Source organism: Mesorhizobium sp. M6A.T.Cr.TU.016.01.1.1 (assembly GCF_003952585.1).
Taxonomy (GTDB): Bacteria; Pseudomonadota; Alphaproteobacteria; order Rhizobiales; family Rhizobiaceae; genus Mesorhizobium; species Mesorhizobium mediterraneum.
In genome coordinates, this window is the sequence record NZ_CP034452.1 from 4,458,091 (window position 1) to 4,482,136 (window position 24,046).

Consider the following 24,046-nt stretch of genomic DNA (forward strand, 5'->3'; position numbering starts at 1 on the left):
ATCAAGAATAAGGAATCGACCGATCGAAAAACAATGTCAGCTTCAATTGATTTAAACGATAGTTTTTCTTGGTTCCGGAAGACAGGTCCATACGCCGAAATTTGTTCGTGCCTCCGAACTGTGTGGGCGTCTACCCTCCGTGCGATAGGCGGAAAGGACCCTTTTGAGATTGACCAATTGTTGGCTGCATCCGTTCGAAGATGGCCCCAAGGATCGGAGAAGAACGCGATGCGGCTGCTGATCGCCGGAACACATGCACAAATGTCACGATACGGCGTTTCAACTCGGCAACGCATCGTCGACGTTGTCCACGCGAAGGCAACGGTGATGCCACCCCGACAGGCCGAGGTTGGCGGCAAGGTCCGCGTATGCGGGACGCTCGGCAGCGCGACTTCAGGGTCGGGTGGACCCGAAAAACGGCCAGATGTTCTCGGTCTGTGCTCGAAAAGTCGCATAAGAGTGCAGGGCGGAACTCAACGGCGACCCTGTGACGGGTCGCCTCATCACAACGTCTGAACCTTTCACTACTCTTTCCTTCGCGGCCGCCCAACGGCAGGCCATGACTCGAAGGCGATGTTCACATTTCAGATTCTGAACGGCAGCTCTGCGCCCCAAGTCGGTCACAAAAACTGCTTTTCCGGCTTTTCGAAAGCGGACATTGCAGGATCCATCACCAACGTCGTACTCGCGCGCCATCAACGGACATTGATCGATGGAACCCACGGGCATTGCCCTCACAGCCAAAAGGCGAGCGTATGTCCTGACGAGAGCAAGTCGGCGATCCAAAGCGATGCGCTCCTTAGTCGGGAAGGCCAGCCTTGCGGTAACCTTCGACGAAGCGCTGGAGCACTTCTTCGTCGTCGAATGGCTGCGATGTTGCCCAGTGCCTGATGCTGAAATAGGGATCGCTCAGCAGGAAGAATTCCGCCTCTTGACGGGCTTCGTCAAAGCGCCCGAGCTGCGCGAGGGCTGCCGCTAGGATGCGCCGCGACGTGGTGCGGTAGGTTTCCGGCTTGCGTAAGGCATCGACCGCAGATTGATAGTCGCCGAGCGCATAATAGGCTTGGCCCGCCATCCAATAGTACCACCCTGGAGGGTGCGGATTGAGCCGCAACGCCCGCGTCACGAATTCGATGCCCTTGACCGCGTCGCCCCTTAGGGTGATGAGATCCGAGCGCATCGCCCAGGCATCGGCATGATTGGGATCGAGCTTGAAGGTCGCCTCGAACTCGGCATCCGATTCCGGGAAGCGCCGTTCGTGACCAAGTATGATGCCCAGCCCCCAGCGGTTTCCCGCATCGTTAGGGTCGAGCGCCACAGCCCGCTGCGCTTCCGCCAGCGCGCGAGGCTGGTTGGTTTGCTTCGGCTCGTTCCAGAACAGCCAGCCGAGCCAAAGATTGAGGGCCAGCAAGCTATGTGCCTCGGCATAGTCGGGATCGAGTCCGATCGCCTTTTCCAGGAGCATGCGCGCTTCCCGCGCGCCTAACCCGGTCTGAAAACTGACGCCGCGGGCTCGCACGCAAAGATCATAGGCTTCGAGACTCGTCGGCCGTTTACGCGCCGGCTGTCCGGCCAATCGGCCGACAAGGGCTTCGACGATCTTGGCCGTGACCTCGTCCTGCACTGCAAAGATGTCCTCGAGGCTGCTGTCGTAGCGCTCGGCCCAGATATGATCGCCGCCGATCGCGTCGATCAGCTGCGCATTGATGCGCACGCGCGCCGCGGCGCGCCGGGCGCTGCCTTCAACCACATAGCGCACCCCAAGATCACGCGCGGTCAAACGCACATCGACCGACCGCCCCTTGTAAGCAAAGGTTGAGTTGCGCGCGATGACGAAGAGGCCGGCTGAGCGAGACAGGTCGGTGATCAGGTCTTCGGTCAAGCCGTCGACAAAGGTTTCCTGCTCCGGATCGTTGCTCATGTTGGTGAAAGGCAAGACCGCGATCGAGGGCTTGTCGGGCAATTCGAGCGATGCCAGTCGGCCGACCGGAGCGGCTCTAGGAACGTGCAGGTTCACGCGATAGCAGTATATCGGCTCGGCTATATTCTTCACCCGCTGCTCGCCCATGGGCTCGAACGCAAACGCCAGCTTCTGCCTGACCTCCTTGGACACCTTCTCCGAAACGCAGATGCCACCGGGCTCGGCGAGTTGTTGGAGACGCGACGCCACGTTCACGCCCTCGCCATAGCGATCGTCCCCTTCGACGATCACTTCTCCAAGGTTGATTCCGATCCGGACTTCGAAGCGCTGGTCTTCGGCGACGCTCGCGTTACGCTCCGCCATGCCGCGCTGAAGCGTGACCGCGCATTCGACCGCATCCACCACGCTGCCGAACTCCGCCAGCAGGCCGTCTCCCATCAGCTTGAAGATTCGCCCGTGTCGCGTCGCGATTTCCGGCTCGAACAGCTCTTTGCGGCCACGTTTCAGCCGGTCGAAGGTGCCCGCTTCATCCGCCTCCATGAGCGCCGAGTACCCGACAACATCGATGGCAAGGATGGCAGCGAGCTTCCGCTCCATGTTGAGCCTCAGTAAAGATTCACGACTCGCAAGCCGCAGGCCAGAGGCAGGCAGGACCGGCGCCTCCGGTCTTACCGGCCTATGATACCACAGATCACGCCTCTTGAGACTATGGCTCGCGCGACGCCCCAGCTCTCCTGCCGCAGGGCCACTGACGCGCGTCCGACCCATCCCGCTGCTTCTGGCGCAATGCGGTCGGCACTACCCTGGATGAAAAGGTCGGCTTTCCAGCCCCATCATCCCGAAAGCGGACGTTCCGCTTCCGGCACGGCAGACTGAAGCAACGCAGCATTTTCCACTTTGAGGCGAAGTAATTCTCAACTATGGTCCGCCAGGCTTTTGGCATGGGGGGATATTGCCGGTGGTTTTATCACGCAGGGGTGTCGTGCTCGGCGGCCTGGCGCTGGTCGCGGTGGGTGCAACCAGCAATATTGCTCAAGCCGCGGCGGCAAAATCCTTTTTCGCCGGTACCGCCAGCGACAACAATTTTGTCTATCGCAAGACCAACTTCGCCAAGATCGACAAGAGATGGCATCGCCAGATCGTCAAGTATTTCAGCAGCGAGCCGGTCGGCACCGTCGTGGTCGATACCCGCCACCATTTCCTCTACGTCATCATGGAAAACAAGACCGCCATCCGCTACGGCGTCGGCGTCGGCAAGGACGGCTTCAAATGGTACGGCCGCGCGACGATCGACCGCCGCGCGCTGTGGCCGCAATGGGTCCCACCCCCCGAAATGCGTAAGCGCAAGCCGGACCTACCGCACATGGTCGCAGGCGGCGCGTCCAACAATCCGCTCGGGCCGCGCGCGCTCTATCTGCACCGCAACGGCGCCGACACCGGCTACCGCCTGCATGGCACGCTGGAGCCATGGAGCATCGGCACCGACGCTTCCAGCGGCTGCATCCGCATGTTCCCGGAAGACATCATCGACCTTTACCAGCGCTGCCCGATCGGCACCGCGGTGCAGGTCCTGCCGCACATCGCCGACCAGGCGCCCGCTTCCACCACTGTCGAATGATTGGCGCCTCATGAACCGCATGATTGAAAACACGCGCCGGCTGCTCGCCGCCGGCCTGCTGGTGCTGGCCGCATCCTGCTCGACCAGCAACACGCTGGCCCCTTCCACGCCCGACATCACCAACACCGAGGTTGCCGGCTTCCAGAACGTGCAGCCGGGCAGCGAGGAGGATTTTATCCTCAATGTCGGCCGCCGCACCTATTTCACGCAAGGTTCGGCCGCGCTCGATTCTGTCGCCAAGGCCACCCTCGACACCCAGATCGCCTGGTTAGCAAAGCATCCGCGCTGGCTGCTCAAGCTGCAGGGTTTCGCCGACGATCCCGGCGCAAGTGAAACGGCGCTGTCGCAGCAGCGCGCCGATGCGGTGATGGACTACCTCGCCGCCGGCGGCATAGACCGCAACCGTATGTGGGCCAAGGGCTACGGTAAGGACAGGCTCGTCCGCGACTGCCCCGACACCGCCTGCAGGTCGCAGAACCGCCGCGTTGTGTCTAATTTGCGCGATGAGAGGGACGAGCCGTAGGGGGCTGCTGTTCTGCTTGTGACCCGTTGGCGACCTCCATAGGTCAGACCGGAAGGTCTGCAAACGGGGCAATTCGGTTCGTCGCGAGAGGCCGGAACTACCGCTCAGTCACCGATTTTGTTGAGAGCTCAGCAATCCAGCGCTTCAGCCAGTCATCAGGTACCGCACAAGGCCACATGGCGATCCTGGTCCCTGGTCGCTCGTTCAGAAAAGAGCCGGATGCGCCGCAGAACCAGCCGAGGTATCCGCGCTTGCGGAAAGGACTGTCGGCGCCGGCTGGATTAGCGTAAGCTAAAGTTTGGGGGTGCAGTCATGCACCACGCGGTCACCATTGCTGTCGCCGCGCTCGCGGCGTTGTTCATCTGCCCTGCGGGGGCGGAGGTGTTGATCGGTGTCGCCGGCCCGATGACGGGAAAGCTCGAGTGGACCGGTACACAATTGAAACGCGGCGCCGAGGCGGCCGTGGCCGACATCAATGCGACGGGTGGGGTGCTCGGCCAGCAGTTGCGGCTCATCACGGTCGACGACTTCTGCGATCCCGAGCAGGCGGTAGCGGCAGCCCAGAAGCTGGTCGCCGACGGCGTGGTATTTGTGGTCGGGCACTACTGCTCCGGAGCCTCGATCCCGGCCTCGAAGGTCTACGAGGCGGCGCGCGTTGTGCAGATATCGCCATCCTCGACCAACCCGATGCTGACCGAGCACGGCCGCGCCACCGTCTTCCGCGTCTGTAGTCGCGACGATGCGCAGGGCCTCGAGGCCGGCGACTTCCTGGCTGATCAATGGGGCGACAGGAAGATCGCGATCCTCCACGACAACACGACCTACGGGAAAGGCCTCGCCGACGAGACCCGGAAGCAATTGAACAGGCGGGGCGTGACCGAAGCGATCTACCAGGCCTACGTTCCCGGGAAAGACGACTACTCCGCTGAGATCGTCGCGCTGCAGGCGGCGGATATCGCGGTGCTCTATGTGGGCGGGTACCATACCGAGGCCGCGCTCATGGTCCGCGCGGCGCGCGACCGGGGCTACCCGGTTCAGGTGATCTCGGGTGACGATACGGCGACCGAGGCGTTTGCGCTCATTGCCGGCCCTGCCGCCGAGGGCACGCTCTTCACCTTTGTCCCCGACCCGCGTCGAAATCCGGAAGCGGCTGATGTCGTTGAGCGGTTCCGCGCCGAGAACTTCGAACCCGATTCCTGGACGCTGCACAGCTACGGCGCCGCCCAGACCTGGGCGCAGGCGGTCGAGAAGGCAGGCTCGCTGGAGCCGAAGGCCGTGATTGCGTCGCTGCACAACAATCAATTCGACACGGTGTTGGGCCGTATCGACTTTGACGACAAGGGCGATCTCACGACCCAAAGCTGGGTATGGTACGTCTGGCGGAGTGGAGAGTACGTGCCGGTCGAGTAAGGGTCCGGCGCACGCTGAAACAAATGATGCAGACCGGGTTAGCACGATCGTTCGGATCAAGCATCGGCGCGATGTTTGAGCGCCTCCGTATGCGCGGCTGCCTCTTGCGTCTGCCGCTGGCGGGATCGCGGCCCCCAAGGACGCTGCGCCTGCGGAAAGGGCTGTCGCGCCGACCGGATTGGCGTAAGCGGCGGTTTGGGGGTGCATCCACCCACCGCATCATCACCGTAGCTATCGTCGCGCTTGCAGCCGCGTTCAGCCTCCCCGCGGGGGCCGAGGTCCTGATCGGGGCGGCGGGCCCGGTCACGGGGCAGCTCGCCTGGGTCGGCGGGCAGATGGAGCGCGGTGCCGAAATGGCCGTGGCCGAAGTCAATGAAGCGGGCGGCGTACTCGGGCAGCAGGTGCGGCTCATCACAGTCGACGACTTCTGCGATCCCGAGCAAGCTATGGCGGCCGCCCAAAAGCTGGTGGCTGACGGCGTCGTGTTCGTCGTCGGGCACATGTGCTCCGAGTCGTCGATCCCGGCATCGAAGGTCTATGAGGCTGCGGGAATCTTGCAGATTTCGCCGTCGTCCACCAACCCGATGCTGACCGAGCAGGGCCGTGCCAATGTGTTTCGAGTCATTGGCCGCGACGACGCGCAGGGCACCGTGGCCGGCAACTACCTGGCCGATCATTGGGCCGACAAGAAGATCGCAATACTTCACGACCGTACGACCTATGGGAAGGGTCTTGCCGATGAGACAAGAAAGCAGTTGAACCAGCGGGGCGTGACCGAAGCGATCTATGAAGCCTACGACCCCGGGAAGACCGACTATTCGTCTGAAATCGCTGCTCTCGAGGCAACAGATATTGCGGTGTTGTACCTCGGCGGCCGTTATGACGCAGCCGCCCTCATGCTCCGCGCGGCACATGATCGCGGATACGCACTTCAACTCGTCTCGGGCGATGCCATGTCGACCGAGGAGTTCGGCCTCATCGCCGGCCCCGCGGCCGAGGGCACGCTCTTCACCTTTGTCCCCGACCCGCGTCGAAATCCAGAAGCGGCGCTAGTCGTCGAGCAGTTCCGCTCCGAGAACTTCGAGCCCGAAGGCTATACCCTGCTGAGCTATGGCGCCGTCCAGGTATGGGCGCGGGCGGTCGAGAAGGCAGGCTCGCTGGAGCCCCAGGCCGTGGTTGCGTCGCTGCGGAACAATCAATTCGAGACTGTGTTGGGCCGTATCGACTTTGACGACAAGGGCGATCTTACGACCCAGAGCTGGGTTTGGTACGTCTGGCGGAGTGGAGCGTACGTGCCGGCAGAATAAGAATCCGCCAATCGCCGGCGCGCTGGTCGAGGCATCTGATGCAGGGCAAGTTAGCGCGATCGTTCAGATCAATGCGTCGCTGTGATGGTTGAACGCCTCGGCATACGTGGCCGCCTGTTGCTGGCCTTTTTCGGTATCAGCACCTTCGCGGTGTTCGCCACGGCGGCCGCTCTTTACGCCTTCCTCCAGGTGGGAGAGGTCGTCGACAGCATCACCAGGGATCGGGTGCCGTCGGCGCTGGCGTCCCTCCAGCTGTCGCGCCAGGCCGAGCGGGTCGCCGCCACTGCGCCCGCCATACTTACCTCGACCAGCGAGGCTCGGCACAACGAGGTCTCGGCTGCGATCGGGGCAGAGATGACGCGCCTCGAGGAGCTGCTTGCTGCGCTCAAAGGTGCGGCGCTCGACGTCGCGGCCGTGGCCGAGATCGAGGCGGCAGTGCTTGGTCTCAGGCGCAATCTCGACGCTCTCGACGATCTTGTCGCCGCCCGCCTCAGCGTGGTCGCGCGCAAGGAGGACCTGTTGCGCCGCTTGTCCGCCACCACAAATGCAGGTCAGCGTCTTGTGGCGCCCGGCATCCTTGTTCTGAACTCCAAGCTCCCGCAATGGCAGGCGGTCACGGCCGACACGTCGCGCGCCGCGGATCCAGGCGCGGCGACGGCGGCCGACGTGGTCCAGGCGATTGCGGCCTACCTCCCGCAGCAGAAGGCGCATCAGGAGATCTCGGCTGTCAATGACGCGCTGGTCAAGACGGCAGACGCGCCGACACCGGGCGATCTGACGTTGATCCTGTTCCCGCTGCGCCGGTCGCTCGCCGTTCTCGACACGATTTCTACCGAGATCGACGAGAGGCTGCGGGTCCGCTTCCGGCAGCGGGTGGACGAGTTGAAGGCGCTTGTCGATGGTGAGAACAGCATCCCGAAGGCGCGGGAGGACGAGTTTGCTGTCCTGGCCGATGGCGAAAAGCTTCTGGCCGAGAATAGCAAGCTGTCGCGCAGTCTCACCGCTGCCGTCGATCGCCTTGTCTCAGCGGCAGACAGCGAGATCACAGCGTCCGGTCTCGAGGCCGCGCTCGTCCAGCGCTACGGCACCGGAGTTGTCCTCGGCTCCGCCTTTCTCAGCCTCCTGAGCTCGGTTCTGATTGTCTGGCTCTATGTCGACCGCAGCCTCCTTGCCCGTCTGGGAAGCGTGAGCCAGGGCATGCTCGCGATCGCCGGCGGCAATCTTCGTGCGCCGCTGCCTGCCGCCGGCCGCGACGAAATCGGGCGTATGGCCGACGCGCTCAGGCTGTTCCGGGACACCGCGGTCGAGATCGAGGAAAAGAACCTGCGCGAGGTCGCCGAGGCGCGCCAGCGGCTCGTCGATGCCATCGAGAGCATCTCCGAAGGGTTCGCTCTCTACGACGGGGAGGACCGGCTTGTCCTCAGCAACAGCCGCTATCGCGAGCTGCTCTACAGCGACCTTGCGATCGAACTGGCGCCCGGCACGACGTTCGAGCAGATCATCCGCCGATCCGCCGAGCGCGGCTACATCAAGGATGCCGAGGGGCGGTTCGAGGAATGGGTCGCCGAGCGGCTCTCCCGGCACCGCAACCCTGGCGAGCCCTGGGTGCAGCGGCGCGCCGATGGACGATGGATCATGATAGGCGAGCGGCGCATCACGGGCGGCGGCACGGTCGCCGTCTACTCGGACATCACGGAGCTGAAAAAACGCGAGGAGAACCTCGCCGAGAAATCCGCAGCGCTCGAGGCGCTCTCAGCCAAGCTGGCCAAGTATCTGGCGCCGCAAGTGTACAACTCGATATTCACCGGCCGTCAGGATGTCAGGATCGCCAGCCAGCGGAAGAAGCTGACAATATGCTTCTCGGATATCGCCGGCTTTACCGAGACCACCGACAAGATGGAGTCGGAGGACCTCACCCAGCTCCTCAACCACTATCTGACGGAAATGTCGAAAATTGCTTCGGATCACGGCGCGACGATCGATAAGTATGTCGGTGACGCGATCTTGATGTTTTTCGGCGATCCGGAGACTCGCGGTGTCAAGGAGGACGCGCTCGCCTGCGTCGAGATGGCCCTCGCCATGCAGAAGCGGATGACCGACCTTGCCGAAATCTGGCGTGACATCGGCATCGAAACGCCGCTGCGCTGCCGCATCGGCATCCATACCGACTACTGCACCGTCGGCAACTTCGGCAGCGAAGACCGGATGGACTACACGATCATCGGCGGCGCCGTGAATCTCGCCTCACGCCTCGAGCAGGAGGCGCCACCGGGTGCCGTGCTCATTTCCTATGAGACGTTTGCGCAGGTGAAGGACACGATCGACTGCGTGGAACTAGGACACGTCCAGGTCAGGGGCATCGCCTATCCCGTCGCCACCTATCGCGTCCTCGATCTGAAGGCCAATCTGGTCGCCGCCGGCAGCGCCGTTCGAACCGAGCTGCCGCATCTCAGACTAGAAGCTGAACCCGAGTTGATGTCTGCTGGGGAGCGAGAGGAAGCCGCGACTGCGCTTCGCGACGTGCTCGATCGACTTTGTCACAAGCCCGGGTAGCCGGCTTCGCGCCCGCACCCGGATCGTCGCCTTCTACAGCGCTCACCTTGTCGACCAATGCAGGGATGGCTCCTTCGCCAGCGCCTCTTTTGGGGCCGTGACTTGACCTTCCCGGCGTCGCTGGCAAGGTCCGCTTCTGGCGCAAAGTGGGCTTCGGCATTGCACCGCCCGGCCAAGCCGGCTCACGGTTCCGGTTCCTTTTCGGTCAGTTCGAAAATCGGAAATTTTTGTCCTGCCGGACATCTCCCCCACAAGGAGGGAGATTGGCAGCTCCACCGGCAGCGTTTTTTAATCCAGCCTTGGAGACTGGCGAACGCGATGGCGATATCCGATCAAGTGGGCCGGCAAGGGGGCGACGTGGAGCATCGGCTTCAATACTCCCTCGCCAGCCACCGCGCCCCGCGCAGTCCCAGGGCGTGGTGGTGTGCGCGCAGATTTCGGGCAGGCGTCCGGCAACGTATTCGCCGGCGGCGGATATTTGGCCGCCGGTTTTCGCCGCTGCAGCTCGGCAGCAGAAACGCGTCGTAATTGGTGTCGAAGAAGAAGGGAATCGAAGCCGTGGTCAAAGTCGACCGGCGGTGGGCCCGCCATACCACAGCCCTTTTGATCGAGCTTGCGAAGGGGCGCGCCAGCCCTCTCCGCAAGCTTTCGGATCAGGCAGATCCAAACGCAATTGCCACATGGCGGCAAGGTATTAGTCGACACGCACGCGGCGCGTCACCTGGCCATTGCTTTCCCAATATGTGTGTTTCTTGGCAATCAAGGGATCGTCCATTGCCGGTTGAATTTGTCCCGTGGTGCTGACCGCGCGCGAGGTCACCGTGTGTTCTCCAGGGGCGGGATTTGCCCAAGCCAGGGACCAGATCTTCCAGGCGTGCTCGGCCTCCTCACTATGGTCAATGGTCGCTGGTGCCCAAGGCCCTTGATCGATTTGCACTTCGACCCGGTCGATCGGCGCCCCCCAGGCTGCTCCAATGATGGAGTAATCCGAGTCTTTCCGGGTGACCTTCGCAGGCGCGGACTTTATCAGCGCTCGCCCGACCGAAGTCTCGACCCATACGGTCTCGCCGTTGTGGTCTTCCTCCCGGATGGTGACATAGTCACGGGCCATCAGAAGGCTCATGAACCGCGTATCGCGGACCTCGATGCGCTTCAGCCACTTGACGTTGGCGATCCCGTACCAGCCTGGAGCAATGAGCCGCACCGGGAAGCCGTTGGGCGCCGGCAAGGCGGCTCCGTTCATTTCATAGCAGAGGAGATTGTCGGGGTTCATCGCGTCGGCGAGCGACATGCTGCGAGCGAAGTTCTGCTGCATCTTGACGTCGCGTATCGCGACCTCGCCTGTGTCAGTACCGAAAAAGACGACCTCGATGCCCTTCTCCAGAACGCCGGCTTCCTCGAGGATCGGGGCGAGCGGCGTCCCAGCCCAGCGGGCATTGCCGATGCCTCCGGTGAAAAAGGGAAACCCGTGGTTGCCCGAGCATTCCACTGTGAAAACGACCTCCTGCCGCGGTCGTGCCCTGATGTCGGCGAGCGTTAATTTCAAGGGCTTCTTGACCAGGCCTCCGATCTCCATGGACCATGTCTTCTCGTCGATCGTTGGTCGATTGAAATGCGAGATGCTGAAGAACTTGTCGTTTGGAGTTATCCAGCTATCCAAATCCTCCCAGACAAGCTGCTTCTGGATACCTACCGGATCGGGATTTTCGGTCGGCTGATCCAGCCACGGAATAACTTCCTCGCTCGGCCGTTTTGGAAAAGCGTAAGCCCGACGCGAGGTATAGAGAGCGGCAATTGCGGCAAGAGCCGCGCTTCCTTGAACGAGAAGTTCTCTGCGCTGAAAATCAGGCATGTTGTTTACCTCCCAGTTGATCCGGAACGGGCTGCAACGTGCCTTAGGCCGTAGCCTGATCACGGATAGGCGACACAATGTGAGGTCTGCCCACCCGGAAGTATCCGGACAGGTCAGACAATCACCGACGCAAGTCAAGCATGTGAAGCATTGGACGAAACACTAGCTCGCGTTTCGCACGCTAAGGGTGCGCCTTTGAGAAGGACGTGTCCACAACCTGGACGGGACATGATGATGATTGCAGCATTCGAGACCGATTTCCTGCCAAAATCGTTGCTGCTCGGATCGCAACCGAACGCCCGCTTCCGGGTCATTTCCGGACCTTCGCGGGTGCGGTCGGAAAGGCCGTTCCGACCCGATTTCTGCCGTTCCGATACCGGCCGCGCCATCTCCAGGACGGATGTTCACCCAGTTTCGGCGAGAAACCGCGTTGGGCTGCCGTCTCTTGTCGCGATCACTCTTGGCGCGACAGGATGGCGGCGCGGCCGGCGCAGGTGTATGATGATGGTCTAATATTTCGAGATGAGGGAGGACAGCATGACGTCTTGGGAAATCAAGGGACGTGAACTCGTCAATTGCACCTGCGAATATGGCTGCAACTGTCAATTCAATGCGCTGCCCGATAAGGGCCATTGCCATGCGGTGGCGGGCATCCAGATCGATGAAGGCCATCATGGCGAGACCGCTCTCGACGGCCTCCGGATCGCTGCGATCTTCAAATGGCCTGGCGCCATCCACGAAGGCAATGGCGAAGCCATCGCTTTCGTCGACGAGAGCGCAACCGACCGGCAGCGTAACGCGCTGCTGCGCATCATGACCGGCCAGGACACCGACCCGTTCGCGACGATGTTCGCCGTCTACGCCTCAACCGTGACAAAAATGAATGAGCCGGTTTTCACGAAGATCGATCTTGAACTCGATATCGACGGCCGCAGGGGCCGCATCTTCGTCAAGGACTATATCGATACGGTCGGCGAACCGATCCGCAACAAGGTGACGGGCGCGGACTCGCGGGCTCAGATCGTGTTGCCGAACGGCTTCGAATATGCGGTCGCCGAGATCGGCAGTGCCTCGAGCACAACCAGCGGACCGGTTCAGGTGAGCACGAAGGACAGTTACGGCCAGTTCGCGCGGCTGCATCTCAACAATCACGGGGTGGTGCGAGCCTGACGCGCCCGCATGGACGGCGCGTCGCCACTGGAACGCCTGCTTAGGCGCGACCGCGTCATCACGATTGCGGGAGTGGTGGCGCTGTGCCTGCTGGCCTGGCTTTATATCGTCGCCGGTGCAGGGCTCGGCATGAATGCGTGGGAGATGACGAGGCTCGCACTTTTCCCCCACCAGCAAACCGCCGAAGTGATCTCCGATATGCCCTCGGACATGTCTGGCATGGACATGTCCGGCATGGACATGAGTGGGATGGCCATGGCGACGGAACCGCGGGTCTGGGGGGCCGCGATCTGGACGCTGATGATTGCGATGTGGTGGGTCATGATGGTCGCCATGATGTCCCCGAGTGCGGCGCCGACTATCCTGCTCTATGCGCGCGTGCATCGCCATGCGCTCGCACAGGGTCAGATCCAGGACAAGCTCGCGCCCACCGGCGTATTCATGGCAGGCTACCTCCTGGTCTGGCTGGGGTTCTCCGTCGCGGCAGCCGCGTTGCATTGGCTGCTCGAACGTGAGGCATTCGTTTCAGCAGCGATGATGAGTTCGCAGAGCCGCTGGCTTTCGGGCATCGTCCTGATCGCCGCGGGCCTGTATCAGCTCTCGCCGCTCAAGAACGCCTGCCTGTCGCATTGCCGGACGCCGACGGCGTTCCTTTCCCGACACTGGCGTCCCCACGCACTTGGCGCGCTGCGTTTGGGCGCCCTGCACGGGGCGTTCTGTGTCGGATGCTGCTGGATGCTGATGGCGTTGTTGTTCGTGGGTGGCGTAATGAACCTGGTGTGGGTTGCCGCACTCGCCATTCTGGTGCTGGTCGAAAAGGTGTTTCCTGCCGGCCAGTGGGTCGGCCGGGTGGCCGGCATCGCCCTGATCGCCTGGGGCAGCGCAACGCTTTTGGTCTGACGACCAGCGCCTCGGATGTCGCATTTGCAGGAAACCCGATCGCTTCTGATGCAATGCGCATCGCACCGCCCGGCCAAGCCGGCTCACAATTCCTTTTCGGCCAGCTCGCGAAACGCGTCGGGAACCGACCGCTGCGGGCCGAGCGCGACCGAGGCATAGCCGACCGCTTCCCAGCCGAAGCGGTCGCGGATTTTGTCGATGGCGCGGTCGGCGGTCCAGCGCGCGGCACCCCTTCTGGTGCCGGGGCGGCGGCGGTCGTCGTCGAGGCCGAGTGGCAGTTCCAGCTGCAGGGCCGATTGCTTCTCAAGATGCGAGACGGCGATCGCCAGCAGCGAGATGGTCTTTTCGTGCGGATGATCGACAAGCACCTTGCGCACCAGCGCCTCGGCGATCTCGGCCAGCATGGCGGTTGCCAAAATCGGCTGGTCGAGCGTGATCGAGCGCGTCACCGAGCGCAGATCGGCAAAGCGGACACGGACCGTCACCGTGCGGCCGGGCCGCGATTTCGCCCGCAGCCTGGTGGCGACCCTGTCGGCCAGATGCAGCAGCGTGGGCACGAAGATTTTTGCCTCGGCCGGTTTCCTGCCGAGCGCCGATTGCGCGCCGGCCGATCGCGCCCGGCGCTGCGTCTCGAGCTTGCGCGGATCGCGGTTCCAAGCCAGCGCGTTGAGCTTTTCGCCCGCTGCCGGGCCGAGCAGGCGCTCCAGCGACCAGCCGGGCGTCTTCGCCAGCTCGCCGATGGTGTTGACGCCGATGCCGGCCAGCCGCTCCCTGGTCACCGGCCCGACGCCCCACATCAGCTCGACCGGCAGATCGTGCAGGAACTCCAGCTCGTGGTGAGGATCGACCACCACCAGCCCGTCGGGCTTGGCCACTTGCGAGGCGATCTTGGCCAGATGCTTGGTGCGCGCCACGCCGACCGAGATCGGCAGGCCGAGCTCGGCGCGCACGCGGCGGCGGATCGTGCCGGCGATCTCGGCCGGCGGGCCGAACAGATGGGTGCAGCCGGTGACATCGGCAAAGGCCTCGTCGATGGAAATGCGCTCGACCACAGGCGTGAAATCGCCGAGCACTTGAATAGCCGCATCGCCCAGCCGCTGGTAGTCCTTGAAATGGCCGCCGACGAAAATCAGCCCGGGGCAGAGCTCACGCGCGCGCCGCCCCGGCATGCCGCCACGCACGCCGAAAGCCTTGGCCTCGTAGGAGGCGGCCAGCACGACGCCGCCGCCGACGGCGATCGGCTTGCCGCGCAGGGCCGGATCGAGCAACTGCTCGACCGAGGCATAGAAGGCGTCGAGATCCGCGTGGAGGACGTTGGCTTCCATCCGGCCCGTTCGCCCGCAGCGGTTCGAACGCCGCATTGTCTTGAGGTCGTTTCGTGTGGAACATAAAGAGAACAAATGGGGCGGGTTGTCAAGGAGCGCGGAGGGCAATCGCTTCAGGTTTGCGCTGCCGCTTGTCTGCCTGCGTTCCAGCGTTGGTGGTTGGCGAAAGCCGAAGCGACATCCAATCTCCCCCGCAAGGGGGGAGATCGGCAGCTTCGCCGACGGCGCCTACTCCGGAATCTTTGAGGTGCCCAGCAGGCAGGGCAGGGCAAACTTCGACAATTGGCGGGCCGAGCGCTAGCTTTTGCTGAAGCGATTGCCCCGATAACGGGTGCAGCGCCCTACAGCGCCATCTTGTAGCCGAGATGGCTGGCGGTGAAGCCGAGGCGCTCGTAGAAAGCGTGCGCCTTCCGTCGGCTCTTGTCCGTCGTGAGCTGGACGAAGCTGCAATTGCGCGAACGGCACATTTCGACCGCCCATTCGATCATCAGCTTGCCGATGCCGCCGGACCGCCGGTGCCGGGCGACGCGAACGCCTTCGATCTGGCCACGCCAGGGGCCTTTCCTCGAAATGCCCGGAATGAAGCTGAGCTGCAGCGTTCCGACGACTTGCCCGGCTTCGACAACCACCGCCAGCAGCTGGTTGGGATCGGCATCGATTGCCCTGAAGGCATCTGCATAGGACGGCGCGAGCGGCGTCGATGGGTCTTCCCGGCCCGCGCCGAGCGCATCGTCGGCAAGCAATGCGACAATCGCCGGCAGGTCGGGCGCTTGCGCGCGACGGAACTCAATCTCGCTCATCGGGGGGTGACATACGGCGCGGGCTTGACGACGGCAAGAGCGGTCCAGCCATTGGTGGCGGACGGCCTCGGCGACATCCGGCTTACGCCGCCTGCTGTGCCCAGAGGCGGTGGCCAAAACGGCGGAAGAAGCGTGCCAGGAGCCGCTGCTGCCTGGCGCGGGCGAGATCGGCGCCGCGTCTTTCCTGGCGCCAGCGCGGCATGTTGCGATAACAAGCAATGAAACGGGCGGCATCCTCGAGCGCCTCCTCGGCCGACTGCGCCGGCCGGATCGCCGCCAGGAACAGTGCCTCGCCGTGCTTCAGCCGGTCGACCGTCGCCTTGCGCTGGTCATGGCCTAGGCGGGCCTTGCCTATGCCGTCGAGGCGGATGGCCGCCAAGGCCGCCAGCATGGCCGGGCTGTCGCCGGTATAGCCGCAATCGCGGGCGAATTGAGCGGAGAGGGCGTCCATCCTGGTTTCCTCAGCTGGCGGCGGCCGCGACGGATGCCCGGACCTGCTGCCCATCCGTGTCGTCCGCGGCGCTATTATCCGTCGGCACGAGCGATATAAGCATAACTCAAAAACTGGCACAAGTTAAACTTTTGCGTGGGTTCGAGCGGAACCGACTCGACTCTTCGGGAAAAACCCATACTGTTGTGAACAAAACAGGAACGGAGGCACTAGGGGCGATGGCATTGCCGGGCAAGGAAGCGACGATCGCCGAGGTCGTCTCGATTGCGGTCGAGTGTATCGATTGCGGCCGCAGCAGATGGTGGAAGCCGGCTGAGCTGAAGCGCTTCGGGATAACCGGGCAGACGCCGCTGGCGTCCCTTTCGGGGCGCCTCATTTGCTCGGCCTGCCGCGCCGATGGCCTGCCGGGTGCGGCGGTCTCGATCCAGGCGGCATTCATCGACGAGCAGCAGCAGCGCCGCGCCGAGGCGCGGATGCTCAGCGATCGCGAGGTTCCGCTGGAGAGATCCAGGCGGGCTTGAGTGGCGCGCCGATCCACCTTCTCCCACAGGGGGAGAAGGGAGCGCGCCCCGCCGCCCTAATACCCCAGCAGCTCCTTGAGCGGGATGACGCGAAAGACGGCCTTGATCGCGTAGCGGTTGAAGGTCAGCGTCTTCGGCGGATTGTACTGCTCGACGACCAGCTCGGCGGCGGTGCGCTTGACCAGCTTCTTGATGAAGGCCTTGCCGTTGCGCTCGTTCTCCTCGGGGAACATCTCGATCACCACATGGTCGCCGGGCACGGCGTCGCGGCCGCCGCAATAGAGCATCTCGCCGGGCTCGTAGCGCGGCACCATCGAGTCGGAGAGCACATGCAGCGCGAACACTTTGCGCAAATGGGCGATGCCGGGCGGGCGCTGGACATAGCCGGCGACCTCGCCGTTGAAGGTGAAGTCGCCGTCGTCGCCGCCGACCGCAGCGCCCAGAAGCTCGATGTCCATCGGGCCGGCGGGCAGGGGAGCGGCGTCGGTGACGATCTCTGCGTCGGAGACATTGTCGGCGTCGTCGAGGAAGACGACCTCGCCCTTGCCGAGCGCCACTGGGTCGACGCGCAGGAAGGCGGCGGTCTTCAAGAGGTTCTCGGTCTTGGGCAGGTTGCGGCCGGTTTCCCAATTGCCGACGGCGGCGACGTCGGTGTCGTTGTGCTCGGCAATGTGGCGCATCACCAGGCCACGCTGCTTGCGCGCCTTGCGGATCGCCGCCCCGACTTTGATCGACAATGAGGTTTTCGCCATGGCGCCATCTGAAACATAAGAATCGATTTCGTCCATGAAAGAATGGCTTGCATAATTTTTTGAGTTATGCTTATATACGACCCATGCGCAAGCCATGCCTCATCTCGCTTTCCCATCCGCCCCGGCTGTCCTCCTCCCCGGCCGGGACGAAGCCCGAGGCTCGCGCCTCGGATCCGGTCGCCCTGCCGTCACCGGCGGCGACCGGAACGGCCGGAGCCGTTTCCCTCACGGCTCCGGCCACGAATTTCGGCGCGAGCCATGCCGGCGTTTCGTGCATCCGCACCGAGGACGGCACGGTCATCGTCTTCGACCGGCAGACGGGCAGGGCGGTTTCCGCTGCCACCCGCGAGGCGGCCGAGGCGAAGCTCGGCCGCCGGAGGTGACCTTTCTTCTCCCCGTGAACGGGAGAGGGACGCAGCTTCGGCATCTACGCAACCTTTCGATGGATCAACACCATGCCCGCCTATACCGACACAGAATTGCAAAGCATCGCCCGCTGGCTGAAGGACGGATTGTCCGCCGCCAGGATCGCCGACCGGCTGAGCGCGCTGCGCGGCGGCCCGGCGTCGCGCAACGCGATCATCGGCGTCGTCCACCGCAACGCCGACTTGCGCGCCATCGGCTTTGCCAATCCCCAGGGCAGGTCCGGCGGCCGGCCTAGAAAAAACCCGGCAAAGCTTGTCAGGCCGGACAAATCCGCAGAGCCGGCCAGATCGCCTGGGCAAGCAAAGCTGCCTGGGCAAGCAGAGCTGCCCGTGCAAGCGCAGTTGGTAAAGCAGAGCGGGCCTGCGAGGCATGTGACGCCGGCCAGGCTGGCGCCGCCGGTCTGGCTGCCGCAGCGCCAGTTCGTGCACGAGATCCACGGGCCCGATAGCGAGGCCGTCAAGGTGCCGGCGCCGCACCCCACTGCCGTAGGGCGCCAGCCGCAGGTCGCGGCCATGCGCTTCATCGACTGCCTGTTCAACCGCTGCCGCGCGCCGATCGATCTGACGCTGGAGGAAGACCCCGAGAACGACGCGCCCGGCAGCCGGCCGGGACTGGACATGCTGTGCTGCGGCCTGCGCACGCGGCCGCTGAAAAGCTACTGCGCCTATCACGCGGCGCGCTTCTGCGACCACCGCCGCACGGTTCTGGCGGATGCGGCGTGAACTGATCGCCGAACGGACGGCGGCTTTGGGTTTCCTCGCCCTACGAGGTGAGGAGAGGAACCCAGGTTCTGCGAAGACAGCAAATGAAACGAGGAGCCACCGATGAGCAGGAAGACCGCCCAGAAGGCCAAACCCAAGCCGCCCAAACTAGCCAAGGGCGAGGCCGAGCAGGTGCGCATTCGCAAGGAGGTCGGCCATGATTTCGCGCTGAAGGACGACGCCTTCGGCCGCAAACGGCTCGCAGTCGGCACGCTGGAGGCGAGGCGTGTCTATGAGGTTTCCAACGACGGCCCGCCCGGCGGCATTGTGCGCGTGCGCAATGTCGATCCGCTGACCGGCATCACCTCGCTGTCGCGCCAGCAGCGCGAGGCGGGCATGCGCTACCGCGAGGATTTTCGCGTCTCGGCACAGGACGGCGTCAAGCCGACGGCGCTGACCGAGCGCGTCGATGGCGGGCGCATCGGCGGCGGCGTTGCCGACCGCATCCTGTCCGCCGGCCGCGCCTATGCCGACGCCACCAGGGCGCTTTCGCATTGGGAGGTTTCGGGCGTGGTGCAAAAAGTCTGCTGCCATGGCGAAACGGTGAAGAGCCTGGCCCAACAGAACGCCGAGCCGCGGGATGTTGTGGCGAAGCTGCTCAAGGTCGGGCTGGATTTGCTGGCGGTGCATTACGGGATGATGCTGATGCGGAGGCCGCGTGGGTAGTAGGCAACTGGCGTGATGCCCGCGTCGGTCGACCAAGGCGCCGTTGATCACCGGGGAGCGGCCTGAACTTCGCCGCCCGAGAGGGCGCGGAGTGCGGAGGGCGGCGACGCAGCGAACCTCGATCGGCCCGCGTCCTCCAATTGAAGGGCGCAGGCTTCCCCATGGCCTGTTACGGTGCGCCATTGCTGGTAGATCGCAATGTTAAAGCCGCTGCTAGACCCTCATTTCGCAGACGTCGCGCCGACGTCTTCGGTGCTGACCGGCTATGACGAGGACCATATGCTTACCTATATCCGGTTGCTCGATGCTTCGGCGGACGGAGCCGATTGGCGTGAGGTCGCCCACACCGTTCTGCATATTGATCCAAACCAGGAGCCAGAGAGGGCATTCCGGGCTTGGGCTACGCATCTGGCGCGTGCCCGCTGGATAACTCGGAATGCGGCTTCGCGCCAATCAGCACGATAGCGGCGCGAATGACGCCCTGACATTTTCCATGGAACTGCCGTGCCGGTCTGCCCGTTTAGATAGGAAACCAACATGGGAAAGCGCCCGATGAACTCTTGGCAAATCAACACTTTAGAGGCGTGCTGCCTGCTTGCTGTTCCGGTGTCGCTTATCCTTACGGTTCTGGTGGCGGGTCTCATCCTTGGCTGAATGCCGGTATTTGGTAGCTGTGAATTCCGGCTATTCCGCCAGGCACCTAGCCTGCCGCGACCTCGTCATATCGGATGCGCATTGCCTGGTTCGGTAGGCGGCCGCAGCGCCGTGAAGAGGCTTGCCGCACCCAAACAGGTTCGTCCCCTCTACGAAGGCATTTGAAGGCAGATCAGCCCAGCTGTTGCGAAATCTACCTAGCGCTCCAAACCATACGCAGCACCCGCACAACCTCTGGCTTCGGCCGAGCGTCGAGCCTTCGCAGTCAAGTTTACACCCGCCTTGAATTTTGGTGGGCCGCATAGTGCTTGGCGAAAACCTCGGCGGACAGGTCGAAGGCGGCGCGCTCCTTTTTTAGCTGCGCCATGGGCCAGTTCCACCACTGGATTTCAAGCAGTGCAGCAATCGTCTCGTCGGAGAACCGGCGCTTGATCACCTTGGCTGGATTGCCGCCGACAAGCGTATATGGCGCAACGTCCCTGGTCACGACGCTGCCGGCGGCAATAACGGCTCCGTCGCCGATGGTCACGCCTGAAAGGATGATCGCGCGGGCTCCGATCCAGACATCATTGCCGACGAGGATCGGGCCTTTCGAAACTAGGTACTCCAGGTTTTCTTTCTGCCGGAAAATCCGCGACTGAAAAGGAAAAGTTGAAGCCGTATCCGTTCGGTGATCGGTCTGGCACAGAAAGAGTGTCCCTGGCCCGATAGAGCAAAATGCGCCTATCTCGACTGGCGATTCCGCCGTGCAATTGAGGAATGTCCTGCCGTGGACACCATAGGTTTCGCGTCCGATTTTAGCGTGGCGCGGGATCGCTGCGGGATCATCTTTCAGTCCCAGCCAAATCCGCAGTTTCTTGAGAGCCATCCCGGTTTACCGCCTGGATTCGGTGAGCCGGCAATCGACACCACCGTATCGATCCGCGCGACTGCCTTAAATGTCATTCCTCAAGCCCCTGCTAAGGGGAGGAGCATCGCTCAAGAGAGGGCATTTCGCAAGTGCGCTATGGCCGCGCGACGGATCGGGAACCGCTAACGCGAGGATTTCCGCGTCTCGCAGAAGGACGGCGCCAGGTCGATGGCGCTGTCCGGAGGGCGTCGACGGCGGCCGCAAGGGTGGAGACGCCGGCGACCGCATCCTCTCAGCCGGCCGCGCTCACGCCGCCACCAGGGCGCTGGCACATTGGGAGGTGGCGAGCGTGGTGCACAAGGTGTGCTGCCATGGCGAAACGGTGAAGAGCCTAGCTGAGCAGACGGGCGAGGCGCGGGATGTTTGGTGAAACTGCTGAAGGTCGGGCTGGATCTGCTGGCGGTGCATTACGGGATGATGCTGGGAGGCGGGTGGGGTGGTAATCCTTCGTTTACTGGACTTGAAACAAACATTGATTCGGTGCGGCATCGTCTCAGGTCGACGTAAGCTCCGCATGCGAGTATCCACAGGCGAAATGCCGGAGAATAACATGAGTGTTGTCTACACGATCGGATATGAGGGAACAGACATAGACCGTTTCGTCGCAACGCTGAAAACCGTCGGCGTTAAGCGGGTAGCCGACGTCCGTGCCGTCGCACTTTCCCGCAAGAAAGGATTCTCCAAAAAATCATTGGCGGCTCGCTTAGAGTCTGAAGGTATCGAATACTTGCATTTCATAGACCTTGGCGACCCAAAACCTGGAAGAGATGCGGCACGAGCGGGACTTTTCGAGCAATTCCGTGCTATCTATTCTGCTCACCTTGATTCCGACAACGCTCAGTTGTCCCTCAAGGAGCTGGTAGCTGCGGCGGGGGAAAAGCCGACATGCCTACTGTGCTTCGAGCGCGATCCGGAGACCTGTCACAGGTCTATCGTTGCGGAGGAGATGATTGAGTCGATGGAGTTCGAGGTGTTCGATCTCTACGGCGACGATCCGGAGCGCTATGTCCGCAACGCCTCAAAGCTGCCAAGTTATCATCCTCGTGAAAGCGCTGCCGCAACGTAGCGCGAAGCACGGAGAAACCGTTTGTTGTGCGGGCATCACGCCCGAGGGCCAGTGGAAACGCCTCTACCCGGTGCGTTTCAGGCACCTCAAGGAAGAGAATAGCTTCAAACGCTGGGATTTCATCGACTTCAAGTACATCAGACCGCCGCGGGACAATCGTAGGGAAAGTTGTCGGGTCTTCGAAGACTCTATCGTCATCGGCAAGCGATTGGCTCCAAGCAAGCGGGCTGCATTCCTGAATCCACTGGTCTTGCCATCCGTGAAGGCTGCTGAGGAGCGTGGGGATTCGCTCGCGTTGATCCGACCTATCGAACCGCGTTTTTCTTACAAGCTGAAATCCTCCTCTGATTTGAAGGAAGAGCGCGATTCTTACAAACTGGCGGCCTCGCAAGGGTCGCTTCTGGACGACGACCTCGCTGCGTTAGAGCCCACACCCTATGAATTTAAATTCAGGTTCAAGGACGCACATGCGCCCCACGAATACACAAATGGAGATTGGGAGGCTCACGCTATGTATTACAACGAGCGAAAGCGCGGACGAACCGTGCAGGAAACGCTCGACTGGATGGATCACAGGTTCAATGACGACTACCCGAAACGCGGAATGTTGTTCGCCGTCGGGAACTTAGCAAAGCGGCCGCAGACTTGGCAGTTGCTTGGGGTTCTTCGGGTTGACGAGAATTTACAAGGTGCGCTTGCACTGTAGACGACGATGTCGTGACGATGGGATGGAATTGTGAAAGCCGTTTTTGATGTCAAGCCGGCGTCTGGCTACAAGGATGACATCACCCGCCGCTATCATTTTCCCTCCCGCAGCAACTACCTGGACGCAGCACGAAACGCGGCAGGTGACTGGGTGCTCTTTCGTGAGCCACAACGCAATGGCGGCCGACGCGCCTATACCGCTGCGGCGCGCGTAACCGGTGTCGAGCCGGACTCCGATCGGGCTGGTCATTACTATGCCAATGTGACGGATTATCTCGAATTTCCGACACCCGTGCCTTTCATCAGGGACGGCCGTTATGCGGAGGCGCTATTGCGCGAGGTGCTAAATCCCAGCCTCGTCGGCCGGGCGGTCCAGGGCAAGTCCATGCGCCCGATTCTGACGGAGGACTTCAACGATATTGTGCTGGCTGGCCTCAGCGAAACCCTAGACCCCGCCAACGCCAGAAAACTCGATCTCGACATGCTGCCTTTCCAACTGTCGTTGCCGACACAGCCTGGCTTTGCCCAGACGGTTGATCGTCAGGTCGAGCAGATATTGCTGAACCGAAAAATCCGCGACGCGACCTTCCGGCTAGAAGTCTGCCGAGCCTATGAGGACAAATGCGCCGTCACCGGCCTCCGCATCATCAATGGCGGCGGCAGGGCCGAAGTTCAGGCGGCCCACATCAAACCGGTTGCGGCCGGCGGTCCCGACGTTGTGCAGAACGGCATCGCGCTGTCCGCCACCGTGCACTGGCTCTTCGACCGGCACCTCATCTCGATAGATGAAAACCATCGACTTCTGGTCGCCCATAACCGGGTGCCTAGTGAGCTAAGGAATCTCTTCCGCCCGGAGCATCAAGGTTTGCATCTGCCGTCGGATCGAAAGCTGTGGCCACACCCGGCATTTTTGGCTCACCACCGAGAGGCGTTTGCCGGGGCGATGCACTGATCGCCGGGGGGTGGCGACCCCTTGGGTTGGCGGAAGCTATCCCGCTTTCCGCACCGCCGCTGCGCTCAAACGTCACGGAATGGATCCCAGGGTCTGCGCGACGTCGCTTCGCTCCTGCTCCGCCCTGGGATGACGAAGCGCGTGGTGTTTCGGTCTCCAACATCGGCGACCCGCCGCCCCTAATCCTTGGCGCGCTCCACATACGCGCCATCCGCCGTCATCACCACCACGCGGGTGCCGGCGCTGATGTGCGGCGGCACCAGCGTGCGCACGCCGTTGGAGAGCGTTGCCGGCTTGTAGGACGAGGACGCCGTCTGGCCCTTGGTCACCGGCTCGGTCTCGACCACCTCGAAGGTGGCGCGCTGCGGCAGCACCAGCGAGATGGCGATGCCATTATACTGCGAGACCTGCACCGCCATGCCTTCCGTGAGATAGGGGGCCATCTCGCCAACCACGCTTTCCGACACCGCGACCTGGTCGTAGCTTTCCGGGTTCATGAAGTGGAAGCCTTCCCCGTCGCGATAGAGGAAGGTGTGCTCGCGCTCCTCGACATAGGCGCGCTCGACCTGCTCGGTGGTGCGGTAGCGCTCCGAGACTTTCACCCCATCGGAGATGCGGCGCATGTCGAGCTGGGTCACCGGCGTGCCCTTGCCGGGATGGATGTTTTCAGCAAAGAGGATCACATAGAGCTTGCCGTCCTTTTCGACGACATTGCCTTTGCGTAGGGAACTGGCGATGACCTTCACGGGCTTTATTCCTAAGAGCGTTGACTGGCCTGGAAGCGCCGACCGGCGCAAATCGGC

23 protein-coding genes are annotated in these 24,046 nt (G+C 62.8%); 14 read left to right on the forward strand and 9 right to left on the reverse strand.

The annotated features are described in order from the left end of the window. Positions 1–799: 799 nt before the first annotated feature. Positions 800–2,518, reverse strand: coding sequence for an adenylate/guanylate cyclase domain-containing protein (locus EJ075_RS21420; protein WP_126105648.1), 1,719 nt, complete (start codon positions 2,516–2,518; stop codon positions 800–802). A 361-nt stretch (positions 2,519–2,879) separates the two neighbouring features. Between EJ075_RS21420 and EJ075_RS21425 the strand changes: the two genes are divergently transcribed. From EJ075_RS21425 to EJ075_RS21445, 5 genes are all read left to right on the forward strand, one after another. Next, positions 2,880–3,539: a L,D-transpeptidase gene (locus EJ075_RS21425; RefSeq protein ID WP_077380658.1), complete on the forward strand. Its 660-nt coding sequence runs from the start codon at positions 2,880–2,882 to the stop codon at positions 3,537–3,539. 10 nt (positions 3,540–3,549) lie between these two features. Further along, positions 3,550–4,062 (forward strand): OmpA family protein, encoded by a 513-nt coding sequence (locus EJ075_RS21430; RefSeq protein WP_027155108.1) that lies wholly within the window; start codon positions 3,550–3,552, stop codon positions 4,060–4,062. 312 nt (positions 4,063–4,374) lie between these two features. After that, entirely contained in the window at positions 4,375–5,472 is a 1,098-nt protein-coding gene (locus tag EJ075_RS21435; protein ID WP_095482817.1) for a branched-chain amino acid ABC transporter substrate-binding protein, read from the forward strand. A gap of 23 nt (positions 5,473–5,495) precedes the next feature. Then, positions 5,496–6,779, forward strand: a complete 1,284-nt coding sequence (locus tag EJ075_RS21440; RefSeq protein WP_245457979.1) for a branched-chain amino acid ABC transporter substrate-binding protein — start codon at positions 5,496–5,498, stop codon at positions 6,777–6,779. Positions 6,780–6,863: 84 nt separating this feature from the next. Beyond that, positions 6,864–9,332: an adenylate/guanylate cyclase domain-containing protein gene (locus EJ075_RS21445; RefSeq protein WP_126105649.1), complete on the forward strand. Its 2,469-nt coding sequence runs from the start codon at positions 6,864–6,866 to the stop codon at positions 9,330–9,332. Between the two features lie 694 nt (positions 9,333–10,026). On the opposite strand, the gene EJ075_RS21450 is transcribed toward EJ075_RS21445, so the two are convergent. Then, the gene (locus EJ075_RS21450) at positions 10,027–11,184 is read right to left on the reverse strand and encodes a sulfite oxidase (protein ID WP_126105650.1); all 1,158 of its coding nucleotides are present in this window, start codon (positions 11,182–11,184) and stop codon (positions 10,027–10,029) included. A gap of 537 nt (positions 11,185–11,721) precedes the next feature. Here EJ075_RS21450 and EJ075_RS21455 point away from each other — a divergent pair. Together EJ075_RS21455 and EJ075_RS21460 are read left to right on the forward strand one after the other, a co-directional pair. Continuing rightward, positions 11,722–12,354 (forward strand): DUF1326 domain-containing protein, encoded by a 633-nt coding sequence (locus EJ075_RS21455; RefSeq protein ID WP_126105651.1) that lies wholly within the window; start codon positions 11,722–11,724, stop codon positions 12,352–12,354. Between the two features lie 9 nt (positions 12,355–12,363). Then, positions 12,364–13,254 (forward strand): DUF2182 domain-containing protein, encoded by an 891-nt coding sequence (locus EJ075_RS21460; protein ID WP_126105652.1) that lies wholly within the window; start codon positions 12,364–12,366, stop codon positions 13,252–13,254. 83 nt (positions 13,255–13,337) lie between these two features. Here EJ075_RS21460 and dinB read toward each other — a convergent pair whose 3' ends face one another. The 3 genes from dinB to EJ075_RS21475 form a co-directional block, all read right to left on the reverse strand. Next, on the reverse strand, positions 13,338–14,579 hold the full coding sequence (dinB, locus tag EJ075_RS21465; protein ID WP_126105653.1) for a DNA polymerase IV: 1,242 nt from the start codon (positions 14,577–14,579) through the stop codon (positions 13,338–13,340). Between the two features lie 341 nt (positions 14,580–14,920). After that, positions 14,921–15,379, reverse strand: coding sequence for a GNAT family N-acetyltransferase (locus tag EJ075_RS21470; protein WP_126105654.1), 459 nt, complete (start codon positions 15,377–15,379; stop codon positions 14,921–14,923). 82 nt (positions 15,380–15,461) lie between these two features. Next, entirely contained in the window at positions 15,462–15,830 is a 369-nt protein-coding gene (locus EJ075_RS21475) for a hypothetical protein (RefSeq protein WP_126105655.1), read from the reverse strand. A gap of 218 nt (positions 15,831–16,048) precedes the next feature. Between EJ075_RS21475 and EJ075_RS21480 the strand changes: the two genes are divergently transcribed. Further along, positions 16,049–16,351, forward strand: a complete 303-nt coding sequence (locus tag EJ075_RS21480; RefSeq protein WP_095482805.1) for a hypothetical protein — start codon at positions 16,049–16,051, stop codon at positions 16,349–16,351. Positions 16,352–16,407: 56 nt separating this feature from the next. On the opposite strand, the gene EJ075_RS21485 is transcribed toward EJ075_RS21480, so the two are convergent. After that, a complete protein-coding gene (locus EJ075_RS21485) occupies positions 16,408–17,103 on the reverse strand; it encodes a helix-turn-helix transcriptional regulator (protein ID WP_164547156.1) in 696 nt (231 codons plus the stop codon). Between the two features lie 70 nt (positions 17,104–17,173). Continuing rightward, positions 17,174–17,530 (reverse strand): hypothetical protein, encoded by a 357-nt coding sequence (locus EJ075_RS33220; RefSeq protein WP_164547157.1) that lies wholly within the window; start codon positions 17,528–17,530, stop codon positions 17,174–17,176. Positions 17,531–17,558: 28 nt separating this feature from the next. Between EJ075_RS33220 and EJ075_RS21495 the strand changes: the two genes are divergently transcribed. The 3 genes from EJ075_RS21495 to EJ075_RS33780 all read left to right on the forward strand — a co-directional run bounded on the left by EJ075_RS21495 (position 17,559) and on the right by EJ075_RS33780 (position 19,421). Then, positions 17,559–18,251 carry a GcrA cell cycle regulator gene (locus EJ075_RS21495; RefSeq protein WP_126105656.1) on the forward strand — a complete coding sequence of 231 codons (693 nt, stop codon included), beginning with the start codon at positions 17,559–17,561 and terminating at the stop codon, positions 18,249–18,251. A 102-nt stretch (positions 18,252–18,353) separates the two neighbouring features. Next, on the forward strand, positions 18,354–18,956 hold the full coding sequence (locus EJ075_RS21500) for a DUF6456 domain-containing protein (RefSeq protein ID WP_126105657.1): 603 nt from the start codon (positions 18,354–18,356) through the stop codon (positions 18,954–18,956). Between the two features lie 198 nt (positions 18,957–19,154). Next, on the forward strand, positions 19,155–19,421 hold the full coding sequence (locus tag EJ075_RS33780; RefSeq protein WP_126105658.1) for a DUF2285 domain-containing protein: 267 nt from the start codon (positions 19,155–19,157) through the stop codon (positions 19,419–19,421). 460 nt (positions 19,422–19,881) lie between these two features. Here the strand turns inward: EJ075_RS33780 and EJ075_RS34035 are convergent, their stop codons facing one another. Then, positions 19,882–20,478 carry a CatB-related O-acetyltransferase gene (locus EJ075_RS34035; RefSeq protein WP_126105659.1) on the reverse strand — a complete coding sequence of 199 codons (597 nt, stop codon included), beginning with the start codon at positions 20,476–20,478 and terminating at the stop codon, positions 19,882–19,884. 592 nt (positions 20,479–21,070) lie between these two features. Here EJ075_RS34035 and EJ075_RS21520 point away from each other — a divergent pair. The 3 genes from EJ075_RS21520 to EJ075_RS21530 are packed head-to-tail and all read left to right on the forward strand — an operon-like array spanning position 21,071 to position 23,243. Continuing rightward, positions 21,071–21,586 (forward strand): DUF488 domain-containing protein, encoded by a 516-nt coding sequence (locus EJ075_RS21520; RefSeq protein ID WP_126105660.1) that lies wholly within the window; start codon positions 21,071–21,073, stop codon positions 21,584–21,586. Then, positions 21,564–22,292, forward strand: coding sequence for a hypothetical protein (locus tag EJ075_RS21525; RefSeq protein WP_245457980.1), 729 nt, complete (start codon positions 21,564–21,566; stop codon positions 22,290–22,292). Before EJ075_RS21520 ends, EJ075_RS21525 begins: the two co-directional genes overlap by 23 nt. 30 nt (positions 22,293–22,322) lie before the next feature. After that, positions 22,323–23,243, forward strand: coding sequence for an HNH endonuclease (locus EJ075_RS21530; RefSeq protein WP_126105661.1), 921 nt, complete (start codon positions 22,323–22,325; stop codon positions 23,241–23,243). Positions 23,244–23,422: 179 nt separating this feature from the next. On the opposite strand, the gene efp is transcribed toward EJ075_RS21530, so the two are convergent. Beyond that, entirely contained in the window at positions 23,423–23,989 is a 567-nt protein-coding gene (efp, locus tag EJ075_RS21535) for an elongation factor P (protein ID WP_095482799.1), read from the reverse strand. Positions 23,990–24,046 lie beyond the last annotated feature (57 nt).